The 16,199-nt window shown below is 74.0% G+C and carries 9 protein-coding genes; 6 read left to right on the top strand and 3 right to left on the bottom strand.

Going from position 1 to position 16,199, the window contains the following annotated elements; translation table 11 throughout:
• Positions 1 to 352 precede the first annotated feature (352 nt).
• The 6 genes from ligA (at position 353) to V6U77_RS19865 (ending at position 11,258) form a co-directional block, all read left to right on the top strand.
• Entirely contained in the window at positions 353 to 2,488 is a 2,136-nt protein-coding gene (ligA, locus tag V6U77_RS19890) for an NAD-dependent DNA ligase LigA (RefSeq protein ID WP_334607856.1), read from the top strand.
• 174 nt (positions 2,489 to 2,662) lie between these two features.
• Complete coding sequence (locus tag V6U77_RS19885) at positions 2,663 to 5,236, top strand: putative bifunctional diguanylate cyclase/phosphodiesterase (RefSeq protein WP_334607853.1); 2,574 nt, start codon at positions 2,663 to 2,665, stop codon at positions 5,234 to 5,236.
• Between the two features lie 180 nt (positions 5,237 to 5,416).
• Complete coding sequence (gene gatC, locus V6U77_RS19880) at positions 5,417 to 5,722, top strand: Asp-tRNA(Asn)/Glu-tRNA(Gln) amidotransferase subunit GatC (RefSeq protein WP_091621275.1); 306 nt, start codon at positions 5,417 to 5,419, stop codon at positions 5,720 to 5,722.
• Entirely contained in the window at positions 5,719 to 7,200 is a 1,482-nt protein-coding gene (gatA, locus tag V6U77_RS19875) for an Asp-tRNA(Asn)/Glu-tRNA(Gln) amidotransferase subunit GatA (protein ID WP_334607851.1), read from the top strand. Before gatC ends, gatA begins: the two co-directional genes overlap by 4 nt.
• A 13-nt stretch (positions 7,201 to 7,213) precedes the next feature.
• Positions 7,214 to 8,713: an Asp-tRNA(Asn)/Glu-tRNA(Gln) amidotransferase subunit GatB gene (gene gatB, locus V6U77_RS19870; protein WP_334607850.1), complete on the top strand. Its 1,500-nt coding sequence runs from the start codon at positions 7,214 to 7,216 to the stop codon at positions 8,711 to 8,713.
• A 187-nt stretch (positions 8,714 to 8,900) separates the two neighbouring features.
• Positions 8,901 to 11,258 (top strand): transketolase-like TK C-terminal-containing protein, encoded by a 2,358-nt coding sequence (locus tag V6U77_RS19865; protein WP_334607849.1) that lies wholly within the window; start codon positions 8,901 to 8,903, stop codon positions 11,256 to 11,258.
• Between the two features lie 105 nt (positions 11,259 to 11,363).
• Here V6U77_RS19865 and V6U77_RS19860 read toward each other — a convergent pair whose 3' ends face one another.
• From V6U77_RS19860 to V6U77_RS19850, 3 genes are all read right to left on the bottom strand, one after another.
• On the bottom strand, positions 11,364 to 12,938 hold the full coding sequence (locus tag V6U77_RS19860; RefSeq protein WP_334607847.1) for a metallophosphoesterase: 1,575 nt from the start codon (positions 12,936 to 12,938) through the stop codon (positions 11,364 to 11,366).
• 57 nt (positions 12,939 to 12,995) lie between these two features.
• The gene (locus V6U77_RS19855) at positions 12,996 to 14,171 is read right to left on the bottom strand and encodes a PQQ-dependent sugar dehydrogenase (protein ID WP_334607845.1); all 1,176 of its coding nucleotides are present in this window, start codon (positions 14,169 to 14,171) and stop codon (positions 12,996 to 12,998) included.
• Positions 14,172 to 14,238: 67 nt separating this feature from the next.
• Positions 14,239 to 16,053, bottom strand: coding sequence for a GAF domain-containing SpoIIE family protein phosphatase (locus V6U77_RS19850; RefSeq protein WP_334607843.1), 1,815 nt, complete (start codon positions 16,051 to 16,053; stop codon positions 14,239 to 14,241).
• Positions 16,054 to 16,199: the final 146 nt, after the last annotated feature.

The following is a 16,199-nucleotide window of genomic DNA, read 5'->3' as shown; positions in this document are numbered from 1 at the left end:
CGGCCCGCCCGGCGGCGTCCTGCGGCGGGGCCGGGCACCCGGTCGCCGCGACGGGCGCGGCCCGGCGTCGCGGTCGCCCCGCCGCCGCTCGTTCCAGGCCCAGCCGGCGGCCACCGCCAGCACGATCGCCCCCGCCCAGAGCAGCCATTGCGGCATCCGTACCCCCGCCCGGTCAGTGGTGCGGCGCGGACGCCGCGGCTTCGACGACGGCGCGGAGCGGCCCGCCCGGCACCGCCGTGCGGCGATCCTCGCACGGCGGCGGCCCCCGCGCCGCTCGGGCGCGGCGACCGGCCGACGGATTGTCCCACCGGCCCGATACGGTGCCGAGGTGGCGCAATCACGGGAGGTCGCGGTGTCCGAGGAAGTCATCACGCAGCAGGTCACCGCGGCACAGGAGGCGGCCGCGGGCGCCGAGCCGACCCCCGACGCCCGGGAACGGCACGCGACGCTCAGCCAGGAGCTGACGGACCACCAGTACCGCTACTACGTGCTGGACGCGCCGACCGTCCCCGACGCCGAGTTCGACCGGTTGCTGCGGGAGCTGGAGGCGCTGGAGGAGCAGTTCCCGGCGCTGCGCACCCCCGAGTCGCCGACCCAGCGGGTGGGCGGCACCTTCTCCACCGACTTCACCCCCGTGGCCCACGCCGAGCGGATGCTCTCCCTCGACAACGCCTTCGCCGACGAGGAGCTGGCGGCCTGGGCCGAGCGGGTCGAGCGCGACGCGGGCGGTCCGGTGCCCTACCTCTGCGAGCTCAAGGTCGACGGGCTCGCCATCAACCTCACCTACGAGCGCGGGCGCCTGGTCCGCGCGGCGACCCGGGGCGACGGTCGCACCGGCGAGGACGTCACCGCCAACGTGCGCAGCATCCGCGACGTGCCGGGTCAGCTCACCGCGTCGGCCGAGTTCGGCGACGTGCCGGAGTTCGTCGAGGTGCGCGGCGAGATCTACTTCCCGGTCGCCGCCTTCGCCGACCTCAACGCGGGGCTGGTCGAGCAGGGCAAGCCCCCGTTCGCCAACCCGCGCAACGCCGCCGCCGGCAGCCTGCGCCAGAAGGACCCGCGGATCACCGCGTCGCGGCCCCTGCGGCTGGTGGTGCACGGCATCGGCGCGCGCCGCGGCTTCCAGCCGGCGACGCAGTCCGAGTCCTACTCGGCCCTGCGGGCGTGGGGGCTGCCGACCAGTGACCGCTGGCGCGTGGTGCCCGACCTGGCCGGTGTCGCCGACTACATCGCCCACTACGCCGAGCACCGGCACGACGTCGAGCACGAGATCGACGGCGTGGTGGTCAAGGTCGACCCGGTCCCCATCCAGGGACGGCTCGGCTCGACCAGCCGGGCGCCGCGCTGGGCGATCGCCTTCAAATACCCGCCGGAGGAGGTGAACACCAGGCTGCTCGACATCGACGTCGAGGTCGGGCGCACCGGCCGCGTCACGCCGCGGGCCGTCCTCCAGCCGGTCAAGGTGGCCGGGTCCACCGTCGCCTACGCCACCCTGCACAACGCCCGGGAGGTCGAACGCAAGGGCGTCCTGATCGGCGACACCGTGGTGCTGCGCAAGGCCGGCGACGTGATCCCCGAGGTGCTCGGCCCGGTCGTCGACCTGCGTCCCGCCGACGCCCGGCCGTTCGTCATGCCCACCACCTGCCCGGCCTGCGGCACGCCGCTCGCGCCGGCGAAGGAGGGCGACGTCGACATCCGCTGCCCCAACTCCCGCACCTGCCCCGGTCAGCTGCGCGAGCGGGTCTTCCACCTCGCCGGCCGCAAGGTGTTCGACATCGAGGCGCTCGGCCACAAGGGCGCGGCGGCGCTGCTCGACGCCGAGATCATCACCGACGAGGGCGACCTCTTCTCGTTGGACGAGAAGCAGCTCGCGCGCTCGCCCTTCTTCGTCAACAAGGACGGCACGCTCGGCAGCAACGCCGTCAAGCTGCTCGACAACCTGGCCGTGGCCCGCGAGCGCGACCTGTGGCGGGTGCTGGTGGGTCTGTCCATCCGGCACGTCGGCCCCACCGCCGCGCAGGCGCTCGCCCGGCACTTCCGCTCCATCGAGGCGATCGACCGGGCCAGCGAGGAGGAACTCTCCTCGGTCGACGGCGTCGGGCCGACGATCGCGGCGAGCATCCGGGAGTGGTTCGCCGTCGACTGGCACCGCGAGCTGGTCCGCAAGTGGCGCGAGGCGGGCGTACGGATGGCGGAGGAGGCGGGAGACGAGGGGCCGCGGCCCCTGGAGGGGCTCACGGTCGTGGTGACCGGCACGCTGCCCGGGTTCAGCCGCGACCAGGCGTCCGAGGCGATCCAGAGCCGGGGCGGCAAGGTCAGCGGTTCGGTCTCCAAGAAGACCTCGTTCGTCGTGGTGGGAGAGAACCCCGGCTCGAAGGCCGACAAGGCCGCCAGCCTGAAGGTGCCGGTCCTGGACGAGGAGGGTTTCCGGGTGCTGCTCGACGCGGGTCCGGAGGCCGCCCGGGAGGTCGCCCGCACCGAGCAGTGACGCCCCGGGCCGCGGCGACCGTCCGGCCGGCGGGGCAGGTGGAGATACCAACTTAATTACGACTACGACCGATTCGCGACTGTCGTGTCGGGCATTGCGACACGGAGGGCGTTTCATTGGTGGCACGGCGTGCCACCGGGTCACGCCCCGTGGACCGAGCCCTCGGGAGGTGTGATGGAGGTCGCGGACTCGCGCAACTCCGTTCCGCCCGGCCGGGTGCGCCCGTTCTTCGGCTTCGTCTGGTCGGTGGTCGCGCTGGCCGTGGCGCTCTGCGTACGCCCGCTGCTCGAACTCCCGGCCGAACTGCCGCGGCTGCCGATGGCGTTCTGGGTGATGGCGGCCCTGGCGGTCGGCTGTGACGCGCGCCCGTTCGTGCCGCCCGGGCGCCGGCAGACCTCGGCGGTCTTCCCGTCCACCTGCTTCACCTTCGCCATCCTGCTCGGCTGGGGGTTCGGCCCCGCGATCCTGGTGCAGGCGGTGGCCGTCGTCGTCTCCGGTTGGCGGATGGGCCACGCGCCGTGGCGCACCGCCTTCAACGCGGCCCAGTACGCGGCGGCCCTGGGCGCCGCGTACGCGGTCACCTGGCTGGGGCCCGGGAGCATCTTCGACGGCGACCGGCTGCGGGGCACCGACGTGCTGGCGGTGGGCGGCGCGACGGTGGCCTGGTTCGCCGTCAACTACGCGCTGGTCAGCGCTGCCGTGCGGCTGCGCTTCGGCGACCGGTGGTGGCCCAGCCTGCGCCAGGGGCTGGGCTTCGAGCTGCTCTCCACCGGCTCGTTGCTGCTGCTCGCCCCGGTGCTGGTCGCGGCGGCGCGGGCCAGCGCCGCGTTGATCCCGCTGGTGCTGGTGCCGCTCTTCGCCGTCTACCGGATGGCCCGGCTCAGTGTCGAGCAGCAGCAGCTCGCCTCCCTGGACCCGCTCACCGGCCTGCCCAACCGCAAGGCGTTGCTGGCCGAGGTCGGCGAGCAGGTGCACCTGCACGCCGAACGGGCGGGCCGCGGCGAGCCCGGCGCCCGCCTGGCGCTGCTGCTGATCGACCTCGACCGGTTCAAGAACGTCAACGACGCGCTCGGGCACGCGGTGGGCGACCGGCTGCTGGTCGAGGTGAGCGCGCGGCTGACCGGTGTGGCCGGGGAGGGCATGGTCGCCCGGCTTGGCGGGGACGAGTTCGCCATCGTCATGACCGCCCTGACCGACGTCGACGAGGCCCGCGAGTTCGCCGGTCGGGTGGTCCGCGCGCTGACTGAGCCGGTGTCGCTGGACGGGTTGCCGCTCGACGTGGGCGGCTCGATCGGCGTCGCGCTCTTCCCCGAACACGGCGAGGACTTCGCGACCCTGATGCGCCATGCCGACGTGGCGATGTACGACGCCAAGCACCGCAACGACACCGTGGCCGTCTACACGGCCGAGTCCGACCACAACTCCGCCGAGCGCCTCGGCCTGCTCGCGGACCTGCGCCGGGTGCTGGAGGCCGGTCGTCCCGCCGCCGCCCCGCCCGCGGCGGACGGGGCGGTGACCGTGGCGGGCGGGGCGGTGGCCCTCCCGGCGGGACCGCCGCCGGTCGGCGGGCGGGCCGGCGCCACGCGCGGCGGCGACGGGGCCGAACTCCCGGCCGACGTGGCCGACCTCGCCCCGGGGTCGGGCCGCTGGCGGTTGCGCCGCCGTAGGCAGCGGCCCGGGCCCGCGCCCGCCGATGAGCTGATCAACCGGATCGTCACCGCCGCCGACCCGATCCGCCGCCGCACGGTGGAGGCCGCGGGGACCGGCCTCGACCGGGGCGACGGTCCCGGCCGCCGCAACGGCGCCGGGCGCGTCGGCGGGCAGGGCGGTGCGGTCGTACGCCGGCAGGGCACCCCCGTCGACGACGGCGCGCAGGATCGCGGCGGCGACCGCGCCCCGGCTGGCCGGCGGGGCCCGCGGCACGACGCGACCGGCCGGCGGGTCGCGGACACCGCCCCGGCCGTCGACGCGGGCGAGATCACCATGTACTACCAGCCGCAGGTCGCCATCGCGACCGGCGAGGTGGTCGGCGTGGAGGCGCTGCTGCGCTGGCGGCACCCCCGCCGGGGGATGGTGGACCCCGAGGAGCTGATCCGGGTCGCCGAGCAGAGCGCGGTGATGCGGCTGCTCACCCGCCGGGTCGTGGACGACGTGGTGGAACAGCTCGCCAAGTGGTCGGCCGCCGGGATGAGCCTGCCGGCGGCGCTCAACGTCAGCGTGCGGGACCTGCACACCGGCGAGATCGCCGACCAGATCGCCGACCGGCTCGCCCGGTACGGCGTGCCGCCGCAGCGGCTGCAACTAGAGATCACCGAAGGCGCCCTGATGGCCGACCCGCGTCGGGTGCTGGCCACCATCACCCGGCTGCACCGGATCGGCGTGGGCATCGCCCTGGACGACTTCGGCACCGGCTACTCCTCGCTGCAGCACCTACGGCGGCTGCCGCTGTCCGAGGTGAAGGTCGACCGCTCCTTCGTGCTGGGGATGGCCGAGGACGCCGACGACGCGGCGATCGTCAAGTCGACGATCGAGCTGGCGAAGGCGCTCGGGTTGCGGGTGGTCGCCGAGGGCGTCGAGGACGAGCGCACCTGGCGCATGCTCCACGCGGCGGGCTGCGACGCGGCGCAGGGCTGGTTCTACGCCCGGCCCATGCCGGCCGAGGAACTGGTCGGTTGGCTGGCCCGCTACCGTCCGGTCCGCCCGACGCCGAGCCCCGACGCGGAGATTCCCCGCCGGCACGCCCGCTGAGCCACCCGGCCCTCGCCGGTGCGGCCGTCGGCACACGACGCCCCGCCGCGCGGGAGGGGGAGTCGGGGACGCGGCGTCGGGGCGGAACAATAGACTCGCTCCGGTCACCGCGCGTCACGCACCTCGGCCGCGCGGCCGACTCCCGGTCCGACCCGCAGCACCGTCACGAAGGGGGCACCGATGGCCGCCATCTCCCGCGAGGAGGTCGCGCACCTGGCGCGACTGTCGCGGCTAGCCGTCACGGAGGAGGAGCTGGACACCTTCGCCGGCCAGCTCGACGTGATCCTGCAGGCGGTCGCGCAGGTCGGCGAGGTCGCCGCGGCGGACATCCCGCCGACGTCGCACTCGGTGCCGCTGACCAACGTCCTGCGCGACGACGTCGTGGTGCCCGGGCTGACCCCGCAGGAGGCGCTGTCGGGCGCGCCCGACGCCGAGGCGCAGCGGTTCCGCGTACCGCGGATCCTGGATGAGGATGTGGCGTCATGACCCAGACCGACCTGACCAGAATGACCGCGACGCAGATCGCGGGCCTCGTCGCCACGGGCGAGACCTCGGCCGTCGAGGTCACCCGGGCACACCTGGACCGGATCGCCGCCGTCGACGACCGGGTGCGCGCGTTCCTGCACGTCGACAGCGAGGGCGCACTGGCCGCCGCCGCCGAGGTGGACGCCCGCCGCGCCGCCGGCGAGGAGCTGGGGCCGCTGGCCGGCGTGCCGGTCGCCGTCAAGGACGTGCTGACCACCAAGGGCGTGCCGACCACCGTCGGGTCGAAGATCCTGGAAGGCTGGCGTCCGCCGTACGACTCGACGATCGTGCAGCGGCTGCGCGCCGCCGGCACGGTGATGCTCGGCAAGACCAACATGGACGAGTTCGCGATGGGCTCCTCCACGGAGTACTCGGCGTACGGGCCGACGCACAACCCGTGGGACCTCAGCCGCATCCCGGGCGGCTCGGGCGGCGGCAGCTCCGCGGCGCTGGCCGCCTACGAGGCGCCGCTGGCGATCGGCTCCGACACCGGCGGCTCGATCCGCCAGCCCGGCGCGGTCACCGGCACCGTCGGCGCCAAGCCCACCTACGGCGGCACCTCCCGCTACGGCCTGGTGGCGTTCTCCTCCTCCCTGGACACCCCCGGCCCCTGCGCCCGTACCGTGCTGGACGCGGCGCTGCTGCACGAGGTGATCGGCGGGCACGACCCGCGCGACTCCACCTCGATCCCGCAGCCCGTGCCGGACGTGGTGGCCGCCGCCAGGCTCGGCGCGACCGGCGACCTGACCGGCGTGAAGCTCGGCATCGTCAGCGAGTTCGTCGGCGAGGGCGCCGAGCCGGGCGTGATGGCGGCGTTCCGCGAGTCGGTCGACGCGCTGACCAAGCTGGGCGCCGAGGTCGTCGAGGTGTCCTGCCCGCACTTCCGCTACGCGCTGCCGGCGTACTACCTGATCGCCCCGAGCGAGGCCTCCTCCAACCTGGCCCGGTTCGACGGCGTCCGGTTCGGCCTGCGGGTCGGCGACGACGGCAACCGGTCGCTGGAGGAGGTCATGTCGCTGACCCGGGAGGCCGGCTTCGGCGCCGAGGTCAAGCGCCGGATCATGATCGGCACGTACGCGCTCTCGTCGGGCTACTACGACGCCTACTACGGGCAGGCGCAGAAGGTCCGGACGCTGATCACCCGGGACTTCACCGCCGCCTTCGAGCAGGTCGACGCGCTGATCTCGCCGACCACCCCGTTCGTGGCGTTCCCGATCGGCGCGCGCACCGCCGACCCCTACCAGATGTACCTGGCCGACCTGTTCACCATCCCGACGAACCTGTACGGCGGGCCGGGCATCTCGGTGCCGTGCGGGCTCTCCGACGGGCTGCCGGTCGGCTTCCAGATCATGGCCCCGACGATGGCCGACGACCGGATGTACCGGGTCGCCGCCGCGCTGGAGAGCGTCGTCGGCACCTTCACCCCACCGGCACTGTGAGGCAGGAGCTCAGATGACGACGACACTGCCCGCGTACGACGAGGTCGTCGCGCGCTACGAACCGGTGATCGGCCTGGAGACCCACGTCGAGCTGGGCACGAACACCAAGATGTTCTGCGGCTGCCCGACGGACTTCGGTGGCGAGCCGAACACCAGGGTCTGCCCGGTCTGCCTGGGCCTGCCCGGGTCGCTGCCGGTGGCGAACAAGGCCGCCATCGAGGCGACCATCCGGATCGGCCTGGCGCTGAACTGCTCGATCGCCGACTGGTGCCGGTTCGCCCGGAAGAACTACTTCTACCCGGACATGCCGAAGGACTTCCAGATCAGCCAGTACGACGAGCCGCTGTGCTTCGAGGGCTACCTGGACGTCGAGGTGAACGGCGAGCTGGTGTGCATCGGCATCGAGCGGGTGCACCTGGAGGAGGACACCGGCAAGACGCTGCACGTCGGCGGCGCCACCGGGCGCATCCACGGCGCCACCGAGTCGCTGGTCGACTACAACCGGGCCGGCATCCCGCTGGTGGAGATCGTCACCAAGCCGGTTCCCGGCACCGGCGCGCTGGCCCCCGAGGTGGCCCGCGCGTACGTCACGGAGCTGCGCGACGTGATCCGTTCCCTGGGCGTCTCGGACGTGCGGATGGAGGAGGGCTCGCTTCGCTGCGACGTGAACACCTCCCTCAACCTGCCCGGCGAGGACTGGGGCACCCGGACGGAGACCAAGAACGTCAACTCGCTGCGCTCGGTCGAGCGCGCCGTCCGCTCGGAGATCATCCGGCAGGCGTCCGTGCTCGACGCGGGCGGCCGGATCACCCAGGAGACCCGGCACTTCCACGAGGACACCGGCGACACCACGCCGGGCCGGTCCAAGGAGACCGCGACCGACTACCGGTACTTCCCCGAGCCCGACCTGGTGCCGCTGGCGCCGGACGCCGCCTGGGTCGCCGAGCTGAAGGCGGCGCTGCCCGAGCTGCCCCGGCTGCACCGGCGCCGGCTCCAGGAGCAGTGGGGCCTCTCCGACGCGGACATGCAGTCGGTGCTCAACGCCGGCGCCGTCGAGCTGATCGAGGCCACGGTCGCCGCCGGCGCGACCCCGGCCGCCGCCCGCAAGTGGTGGCTGGGTGAGCTGTCCCGGCGGGCCAACGAGACCGGCGTGGAGCTGGCCGACGTCGGGGCCACCCCGGCGCAGGTCGCGGAGCTGCAGGGCCTGGTCGACGCCGGCAAGCTCAACGACAAGCTGGCCCGCGCCGTCCTGGAGGGCGTGGTGGCCGGCGAGGGCTCGCCGACGCAGATCATGACCAACCGGGGTCTGGAGGTCGTCTCCGACACGGGCGCGCTCACCGCGGCCGTCGACGAGGCGATCGCCGCCAACCCCGACATCGCCGACAAGATCCGCAGCGGCAAGGTCGCCGCGGCCGGTGCCCTGGTCGGCGCGGTCATGAAGACCACCCGTGGACAGGCCGACGCCAAGACGGTCCGCGAGCTGATCCTGGAGCGCCTAGGCGCCCAGTCCTAACCCCACCCCACCCACCCCACCCCACCCCACCCCGTCACCCACCCGTTGATCATGAGGTTGGCGGCAGTTTGAAGATCGACGACTGCCGTCAACCTCATGATCAACGCGGACCGGTGGGCAGGTGGGCGGAGCGGCACCGCACACCCCCTCGGCAGGGCGTCAACGGCGACGCCCGGATGGAGCCACCGTGAACCAGCCCGACCTCGACGTCCTCGACGAGATCCAGCAGCGGGTGCTCTGGCTCGCGACCCGCATCGTGGACGCGGCCAACCACGACCGGGACACCGGCGACGGGGTGAAGGTGGGCGGGCACCAGGCGTCCAGCGCCTCGCTGGTCACCGCCATGACGGCGCTGTGGTTCGCGCACCTCGACGCCGAGGACCGGGTGGCGGTCAAGCCGCACGCCTCGCCCGTCTTCCACGCCATCCAGTACCTGCTGGGCAACCTCGACCGCTCCTACCTCACGAAGCTGCGCGCCCGGGGCGGGCTCCAGTCGTACCCGTCGCGCACCAAGGACCCGGACGAGGTCGACTTCTCCACCGGCTCCGTCGGGCTCGGCGCGGCGGCGCCGCTCTTCGCCGCCGCGACCCGCCGCTACGTCGACGCGCACTTCGGCGCCCGTCCGCACTCCCGCTTCGTCGCGCTGATCGGCGACGCCGAGCTGGACGAGGGGAACATCTGGGAGGCCGTCGCCGACCCGGCCACCACCGGTCTGGGCAACGTGACGTGGCTGGTCGACTTCAACCGGCAGTCGCTGGACCGGGTGGTGCCCGGGGTGCGGATCAACCAGTGGCGCGGCCAGTTCGAGGCCGCCGGCTGGCACGTGGTCGAGGTCAAGTACGGCCGCCGGCTCGCCGAGGCGTACGCCCGGCCGGGCGGCGAGGCGCTGCGCGACTGGATCGACGCGATGCCCAACGAGCAGTACCAGTCGCTGTTCGGGCTCGCCGGCCCGGCGCTGCGCACGCGGTTCCTCGACGGTGCGCCCGACGGGATCGAGGCGTTCATCGCCGACGTCGACGACGACGAGTTGGGGCCGCTCGTCACCGACCTGGGCGGGCACGACCTGGCGGCGATGCTGGACGCGTACGCCCAGTGCGACGCGGTCTCCGACCGGCCCAGTGTGATCTTCGCGTACACCGTGAAGGGGTGGGGTCTGCCGATCGCCGGCAATCCGCGCAACCACTCGGCGCTGCTCACCACGGAGCAGGTCGACGCGCTGCGGGCCGCGCAGGGGCTGACGCGGGAGACCGAGTGGGACCGGCTGGACCCGGCGTCCCCGGCGGGCATCCGGGCCGGCGAGCGTCGGGAGGCGCTGTCCCGCGCGCCCCGCGAGCGGGCGCTGGGCGTCACCGTCCCGGAGACGACGCGGGTACGCGCGAACAAGCCGATCTCGACGCAGGAGGTCTTCGGCCGGGTGCTGGTGGAGCTGGCCCGCAACCCCGAGGTGGGCCGCTACCTGGTGACCACCGCGCCGGACGTGGCGACCTCCACCAACCTGGCCGGGTTCATCAACAAGACCGGCGTCTTCGCGCCGACGGAGCAGCGTTCCTGGACCGAGGACCGGATGCTGCGCTGGACGGAGAGCCCCGCCGGGCAGCACATCGAGCTGGGCATCTCGGAGATGAACCTGTTCCTGCTGCTGGGGCAGCTCGGCCTGTCGTGGGACCTGTCGGCGCAGCCGCTGCTGCCGGTCGGCACGGTCTACGACCCGTTCGTGCTGCGCGGGCTGGACGCGTTCCTCTACGGCACGTACTCCGGCTCCCGGTTCGTGGTCGCCGGCACCCCGTCGGGCATCACGCTCGCCCCGGAGGGCGGCGCCCACCAGTCGACCATCACCGCCTCGGTGGGCCTTGAGCTGCCCGGGGTGACGTTCCTCGAGCCCGCGTACGCGGCCACCCTGGACTGGCTGCTCTGCGACGCGCTGGGCCAGATCGCCGCCGGGTCGGCCCGGCCGACGACCGCCGCTCCCGTCGAGGACGGGGCGTACTACTTCCGGCTCAGCACCCGCCCGATCGACCAGGCGCCCTTCGAGGCGGCCCGGGCCCGGCTCGGCGACGCGGTGCTGCGCCGGCAGGCGGTCGCCGGCGCGTACCGTCTCGTCGACGCGCACGCGGCTCACCCGCACCTGGCGGACGCCCCGGTGGTGCAGCTCGCCGCCTCCGGCGCGGTGCTCCCCGAGGTGCTCGCGGCGGCGGCCGAGTTGGCCGAGGAGGGCATCGCCGCGCACGTCGTCGACGTCACCTCGCTGGACCGGCTCTACCGGTCCTGGCAGCGCACCCTGCGGCAGGGAGTACGCACGGCCACCGTGCCGAGCGTGCCCGGCGCGCTGCGCTCGGCCTTCGCCGACCGGGTGCCGGTGGTGACGGTGCACGACGCCGCCTCGCACGCCATGGCCTGGCTCGGCTCGGCGCTCGCCGCACCGGCGGTGCCGCTGGGCGTGGACGAGTTCGGTCAGTCCGGCAGCGTCCACGAGCTGTACGACCTGCACGACTTGCTGCCCGGCAGCATCGTCAACGCCGCCCTCGCGGCCCTGTCCCTGCGCTGATCCCCGTCGAGGCGTCCGGAGGGCTGTGCGGGGAAGGGCGGCAGCGATCCCTCCCGAGTTGACCCACGGTAACGAAGACGCGATGTGACGGTCAGCGCATCCGGATCAGCGGGTCGGGGTGGGGGTGACCGGGGCGGGCACGCCCGCCTTCGGGTCCTCCACGACGTGCCGCTCCAGGTTCACCTGCGCCTGCCCGGTGCCGCCGACGGTGATGTCGTCGTACGCCTGGAGCAGTTTGTCCTGGTCGAAGTAGAGCACGGTCATCGACAGCGGGGTGGGCTTCTCGCCCTCCAGCCCGCGCAGGCCGGCACCGCCCGTGGAGCCCTGCACCATCAGCTGGGTGGGCCCCTTCCCCGGTACCTCCGGCAGCTTGGAGACCTGCCGGTTGTGGGTGTGTCCGGCGAGCACCAGCGGGCAGGCGCCCGACAGCGGGCCGGCGGAGGCGGGGTCGTGCACCAGCGCGATGTTCACGGGGCGCGGCGAACTGCTGACCGTGGCGGCGAGCTGGTCGCCGACGCCGATGAGCTGGTCGGCGGTCTGCTGGGTGAGCCCGCTGCCCGCCGGCGAGGTGTTCTTGTCGGGGGTGAAACGCGGGTCGCCGATGCCGGCGATGGTCAGCCCCGCGACGGTGGTGGTCGTGTTGTTCAGCACGATCGCGTTCGGCTGGCGGGCCACGGCCGCGGCCGTGCGCCCCGAGTCGTGGTTGCCCCGGATGTAGACGTACGGCTTCTTGAGCAGGCCGATCGAGCCGACGTACGAGGCCTCCGGCTCGGAGCCCCAGTCGGTGATGTCCCCGGTGTCGATCACCACGTCGATGCCGAACTGCTCGACGACGGTGCGGATGAGCTGCCAGCCGGTCGGGTTGAGGTGCATGTCGGAGACGTGCAGTACGCGGGTCGTGCCGGGGGCGGGCTCGTAGACCGGCAGCGACGACACGGTGGTGTAGAGCTGGCTGACGTTGCCGACGATGCGCTGGAGCTGCTCGGCGTACCGGGTGTAGTCGTTCGCGATCCGTCGGGCGTCACCGACGATCGCGGGGGCGTTCACCAGCAGTCCCTCGTAGCGCGGCTCCTCGATCGACTCCGGTCGGATGGTCGCCGCGGCGGTGCCGAGGCTGGTGGCGGTGACCACCAGCGCCAGCGCGCCCGCCCAGGCCGCCCGGCGGGTGTCGCGGAACACCAGCAGGGCCAGCAGCAGCGTGACCAGCACCGTCGAGGCGAGCGTCCGCAGGCCGAGTCGCAGCACGCCATCGCGGACGTCGTCGACGGCCGACTGGCTCGCCCGGTTGATGCTCGCCGGATCGTCGAGCAGCGCCTCGGTGCGGCTCTGGTCCAGCGCGCCGAGCTCCACGGTCAGGTGGGTCGGCCCGTCGTGACTGTCGAGCAGCAGCGCGCCCAGCGGCGGGATGTCGACGGTGGTGCCCCCGCCCACGGCCGGTGAGACCGTCAGGTCGGCGTGGAACGGGCCGATGTCGGTGCTCACCCGCCCACCTGCGAGCACACCGATCACCACGCCGACCAGGGCGACGACGAGGACCGCCAGGGTCACCCCGGTCGCCCGTAGGGCTCGCCGGCCGGTCCGGTCGGCGCCCACCGGGCGGAGCGTCCGGCGCGGGGCGCGACCCGTCGCCGGGGCGTCCTCGTCCCGGTTCGCCTGCTCTTCGTTCTCCTGGCCGTCCATGCTGAGATTCTGACCTGCCCACTGAAGGATCTTGGGAAACCCGGGAGAGCCGGTGCGTCAGCTCCGGCCTGCCCCGCCGCCCGCGAAGACTAGTCGCAGCAGCCGGTCGTCCTCGGGTGCGGGCTGGCCCCGCCCGTCGTGGTTGGAGGTGCTCACCCAGATCGAACCGTCGGGTGCGGCGGCCACGGCACGCAGCCGCCCGAACCGGTCGGTCAGCAGCTCGCGCGGCTGGCCGAGCACGGTGCCGGTGTCGGTGAGCTCGACCAGCCAGAGTCGCTTGCCGCGCAGGCACGCGGTGACGAGCAGCCGGTCCGCGGCGGTCAGCCCGGAGCAGGACGCGTCCGACGTCGGCCACTGGGCGATCGGGTTGACGAAGCGCTTGTCGTCGTCGCGCCCCTCGACCGTCGGCCACCCGTAGTTGCGTCCCTTGGTGATCTGGTTGATCTCGTCCCAGGTGTTCTGGCCGAACTCCACGGCGTACATCCGCTTGCCGGCGTCCCAGGCGATGCCCTGCACGTTGCGGTGACCCAGAGACCACACCGGGGAGTTCGGGAACGGGTTGCCGGGGGCCGGCTTGCCGTCCCGGGTGATCCGCAGGATCTTGCCGCCCAGGCGCTTGACGTCCTGCGCCTGCGGCCGGTCGCCGGCGTCGCCGGTGCTCGCGTAGAGCAGGCCGTCGGGGCCGAAGGCGAGCCCGCCGCCGTTGTGGATGCCGGCCTTGGGAATGCCGGTGAGGATCGGGGTGGACGTGCCGCCCAGCTCCAGGCGGGCGATCCGGTTGTCCCGCTCGGTCGTGTAGTAGACGAAGACCGCCTTGTCCCGCTGGTAGTCGGGCGAGACGGCGATGCCCATCAGCCCGCCCTCGCCGGAGGCCGCCACGTCGGGGATCGTCTGCACCGGGGTGACCTTCAGTCCGTCCGGTCCCGACTCGGGGCCGACCCGCAGGATCCGGCCGCCGTCCCGTTCGGTGACCAGCGCGGCGCCGTCGGGCAGGAAGGCGATCGCCCACGGCACCCGCAGGCCCTTGGCCAGCACGGTGGTGACGACCTCCTGGCCGGCGCCGCCGGGGCTCGCCGTCGCCGACGGCGTCGGGAGGTTGGGCGGCTCGCCGGCCGGGTCGGGCTCCGGCTCGCCGAAGCTGCAACCGGCGGTGGCCAGCAGCAGCGCCGCGCACGAGGCCGCCAGGGCCGTCCGGAGACGGTGGGTGCGAGGGTACGGGGGACGGGCGCTCACCCGGCCCAGGGTAGTCCGCCGGAGCGCCCCACCGGGGCCGACGGATCGCAGCGGCACCGGGCGTCGGTCAGATCGCCCGTACGGCGAGCAGCGCGACGTCGTCCTCCCGGTGGGGTACGGCGGTCAGCAGCAGGTCGCAGAGCTCGCCCAACGGCAGCCGGTCCGTGCCGCCCAGCCGGTCGATCAGCTCCGTCAGCCCCTCGTCGATGGAGCGGTCCCGCCGTTCGATGAGCCCGTCGGTGTAGAGCAGCAGGGTGTCGCCGCCGGCCAGGTGGGTGTCCCGGGTCGTCCGCCGTACCGGACGGTTCAGCCCGAGCAGGGGCTCCGGCGCCCCGGCGAGCATCTCCACCGCGCCGGTGGCCCGGACCACGAGCGGCGCGGGGTGACCCGCGTTGCACCAGGTGACCCGCTGGCCGCCGGCCTCGTCGGCGTGCAGCCGGACCAGGGTCGCGGTGGCCGCGGCGGGGATGTGCAGCCCGCGGATCGTCTCGTCCAGGCGGCTCATCAGCTCGCCGACGGTGTCGGGGCGGCCGTACGCGTTGCCCCGGACGAGGTTGCGCAGCTGTCCCATCGTCGCCGCGGCCTCGATGTCGTGGCCGGCCACGTCGCCGATCGCCGCGATCAGTTCCCCGCCGGGCTGCCGGAAGGCGTCGTACCAGTCGCCGCCGACCTCGACGCGGTCCGCGGCCGGCTGGTAGCGGGCGGCCAGCTCGAGGTCGTCGGTGACCGGCAGCTCCGGCAGCATGCTGTGCTGCAGCACGTGCGCGACGTGCCGCTGCTCGCCGTACATCCGGCTGTTGCCGATCGCCTGCCCTGCCCGGCGGCCGATGTCCGCGGCGATGAGCAGGTCGCTGTCGTCGAAGTTGCGCCGCCGCGGACCGTTGATCAGGGTGATGCAACCGAGCACGCGTCCCGCGTCGGCGATCGGCACGCTGAGGTGCGAGGAGAAGCCCAGCCGGGCGGCGAGCTCCGGCATCTCCGGCCCGATCGCGCCCCGCCGCACGTCGGCGAGGGTGGCGGCGCTGCCCAGCACGGGCCGCCCGGTGCGCAGCACCGTCCGGGTGATCGAGTCGGGGCTGAGCCCCGTACGCATCAGCTCGGCGAAGCGGGCGACCTCGGGGGCCCGGGTGGGATCGCGGTGCGCGGCGGTCACGTCGCGGGGCGCCCCGTCGGGCCCGACCAGGGTGACCAGCGACCAGTCGGCCAGCAGCGGCACCATCGTGTCGCGCAGGTGGCGCAGCGCGGTCGCCACGTCGAGCGTCCCGGCCAGGGTCCCGGCCAGCCCGGCCAGCAGCTCCAGCCGGCCGTTGGCCTCCTCGGCCCGCCGCCGCGCCTGCTCGGCGCCCTCGAGGGCGATCCGCAGCCGCAGCTCGGACGAGCAGGCGGCGGCCAGGTCGGCGAGCGTGCGCAACTGCTCGGCGGTCCAGTCGCGCGGCTTGTCGTCGATCGCGCAGAGCGACCCGAGGGGCCGGCCCTCCAGGTCGGTCAGCGGCATCCCGGCGTACGCCACCACGCCCAGCTCGGGCACGGCGAGGTTGTCCCGCAGGGCGGGGTGCAGCCGGGCGTCCGGCAGCACCATCGGGGCACCGAGGCCGACGACGTGCTGGCAGAACGAGTGGCTCAGCGGGGTCTGCCGCCGGGCGGCCCACGGCCGGGACAGACCCACCTCACCGGGGAAGAACTGGCGCTCGGCGTCGACCAGGGAGACGAGGGCGACCGGCACGTCGAGCAGGTCCCCGACCAGCCGGGCGAACCGGTCGAACGCCTCGTCGGGGGCCGCCGTCAGCCCGGTCTCGGCGAGGGAACGCAGTCGATCGGGGTCGCGGAGCGCCGAGATCGGGTCGGCCCGCTCCGGGGCGTCGTCGCGGGAGCCGTCGGTCATTGACCACCTGTCCGTGCGGGATGGAGGCCGACCGGCACTCCGGTTCTCCCTTATACCCCCTCCGGGCCCGAATCGCCTCGGTCGCCGGGGCGCCGCCCGGATCACCTCGGCGTGCGGCGGGGGACCCGTCCGGGTGTCGGAGCCGC

It is taken from the genome of Micromonospora sp. CPCC 205546, from assembly GCF_036902715.1.
In the GTDB taxonomy this organism is placed as follows: domain Bacteria; phylum Actinomycetota; class Actinomycetes; order Mycobacteriales; family Micromonosporaceae; genus Micromonospora.
This window is presented reverse-complemented; position numbering and strand designations above follow the sequence as displayed.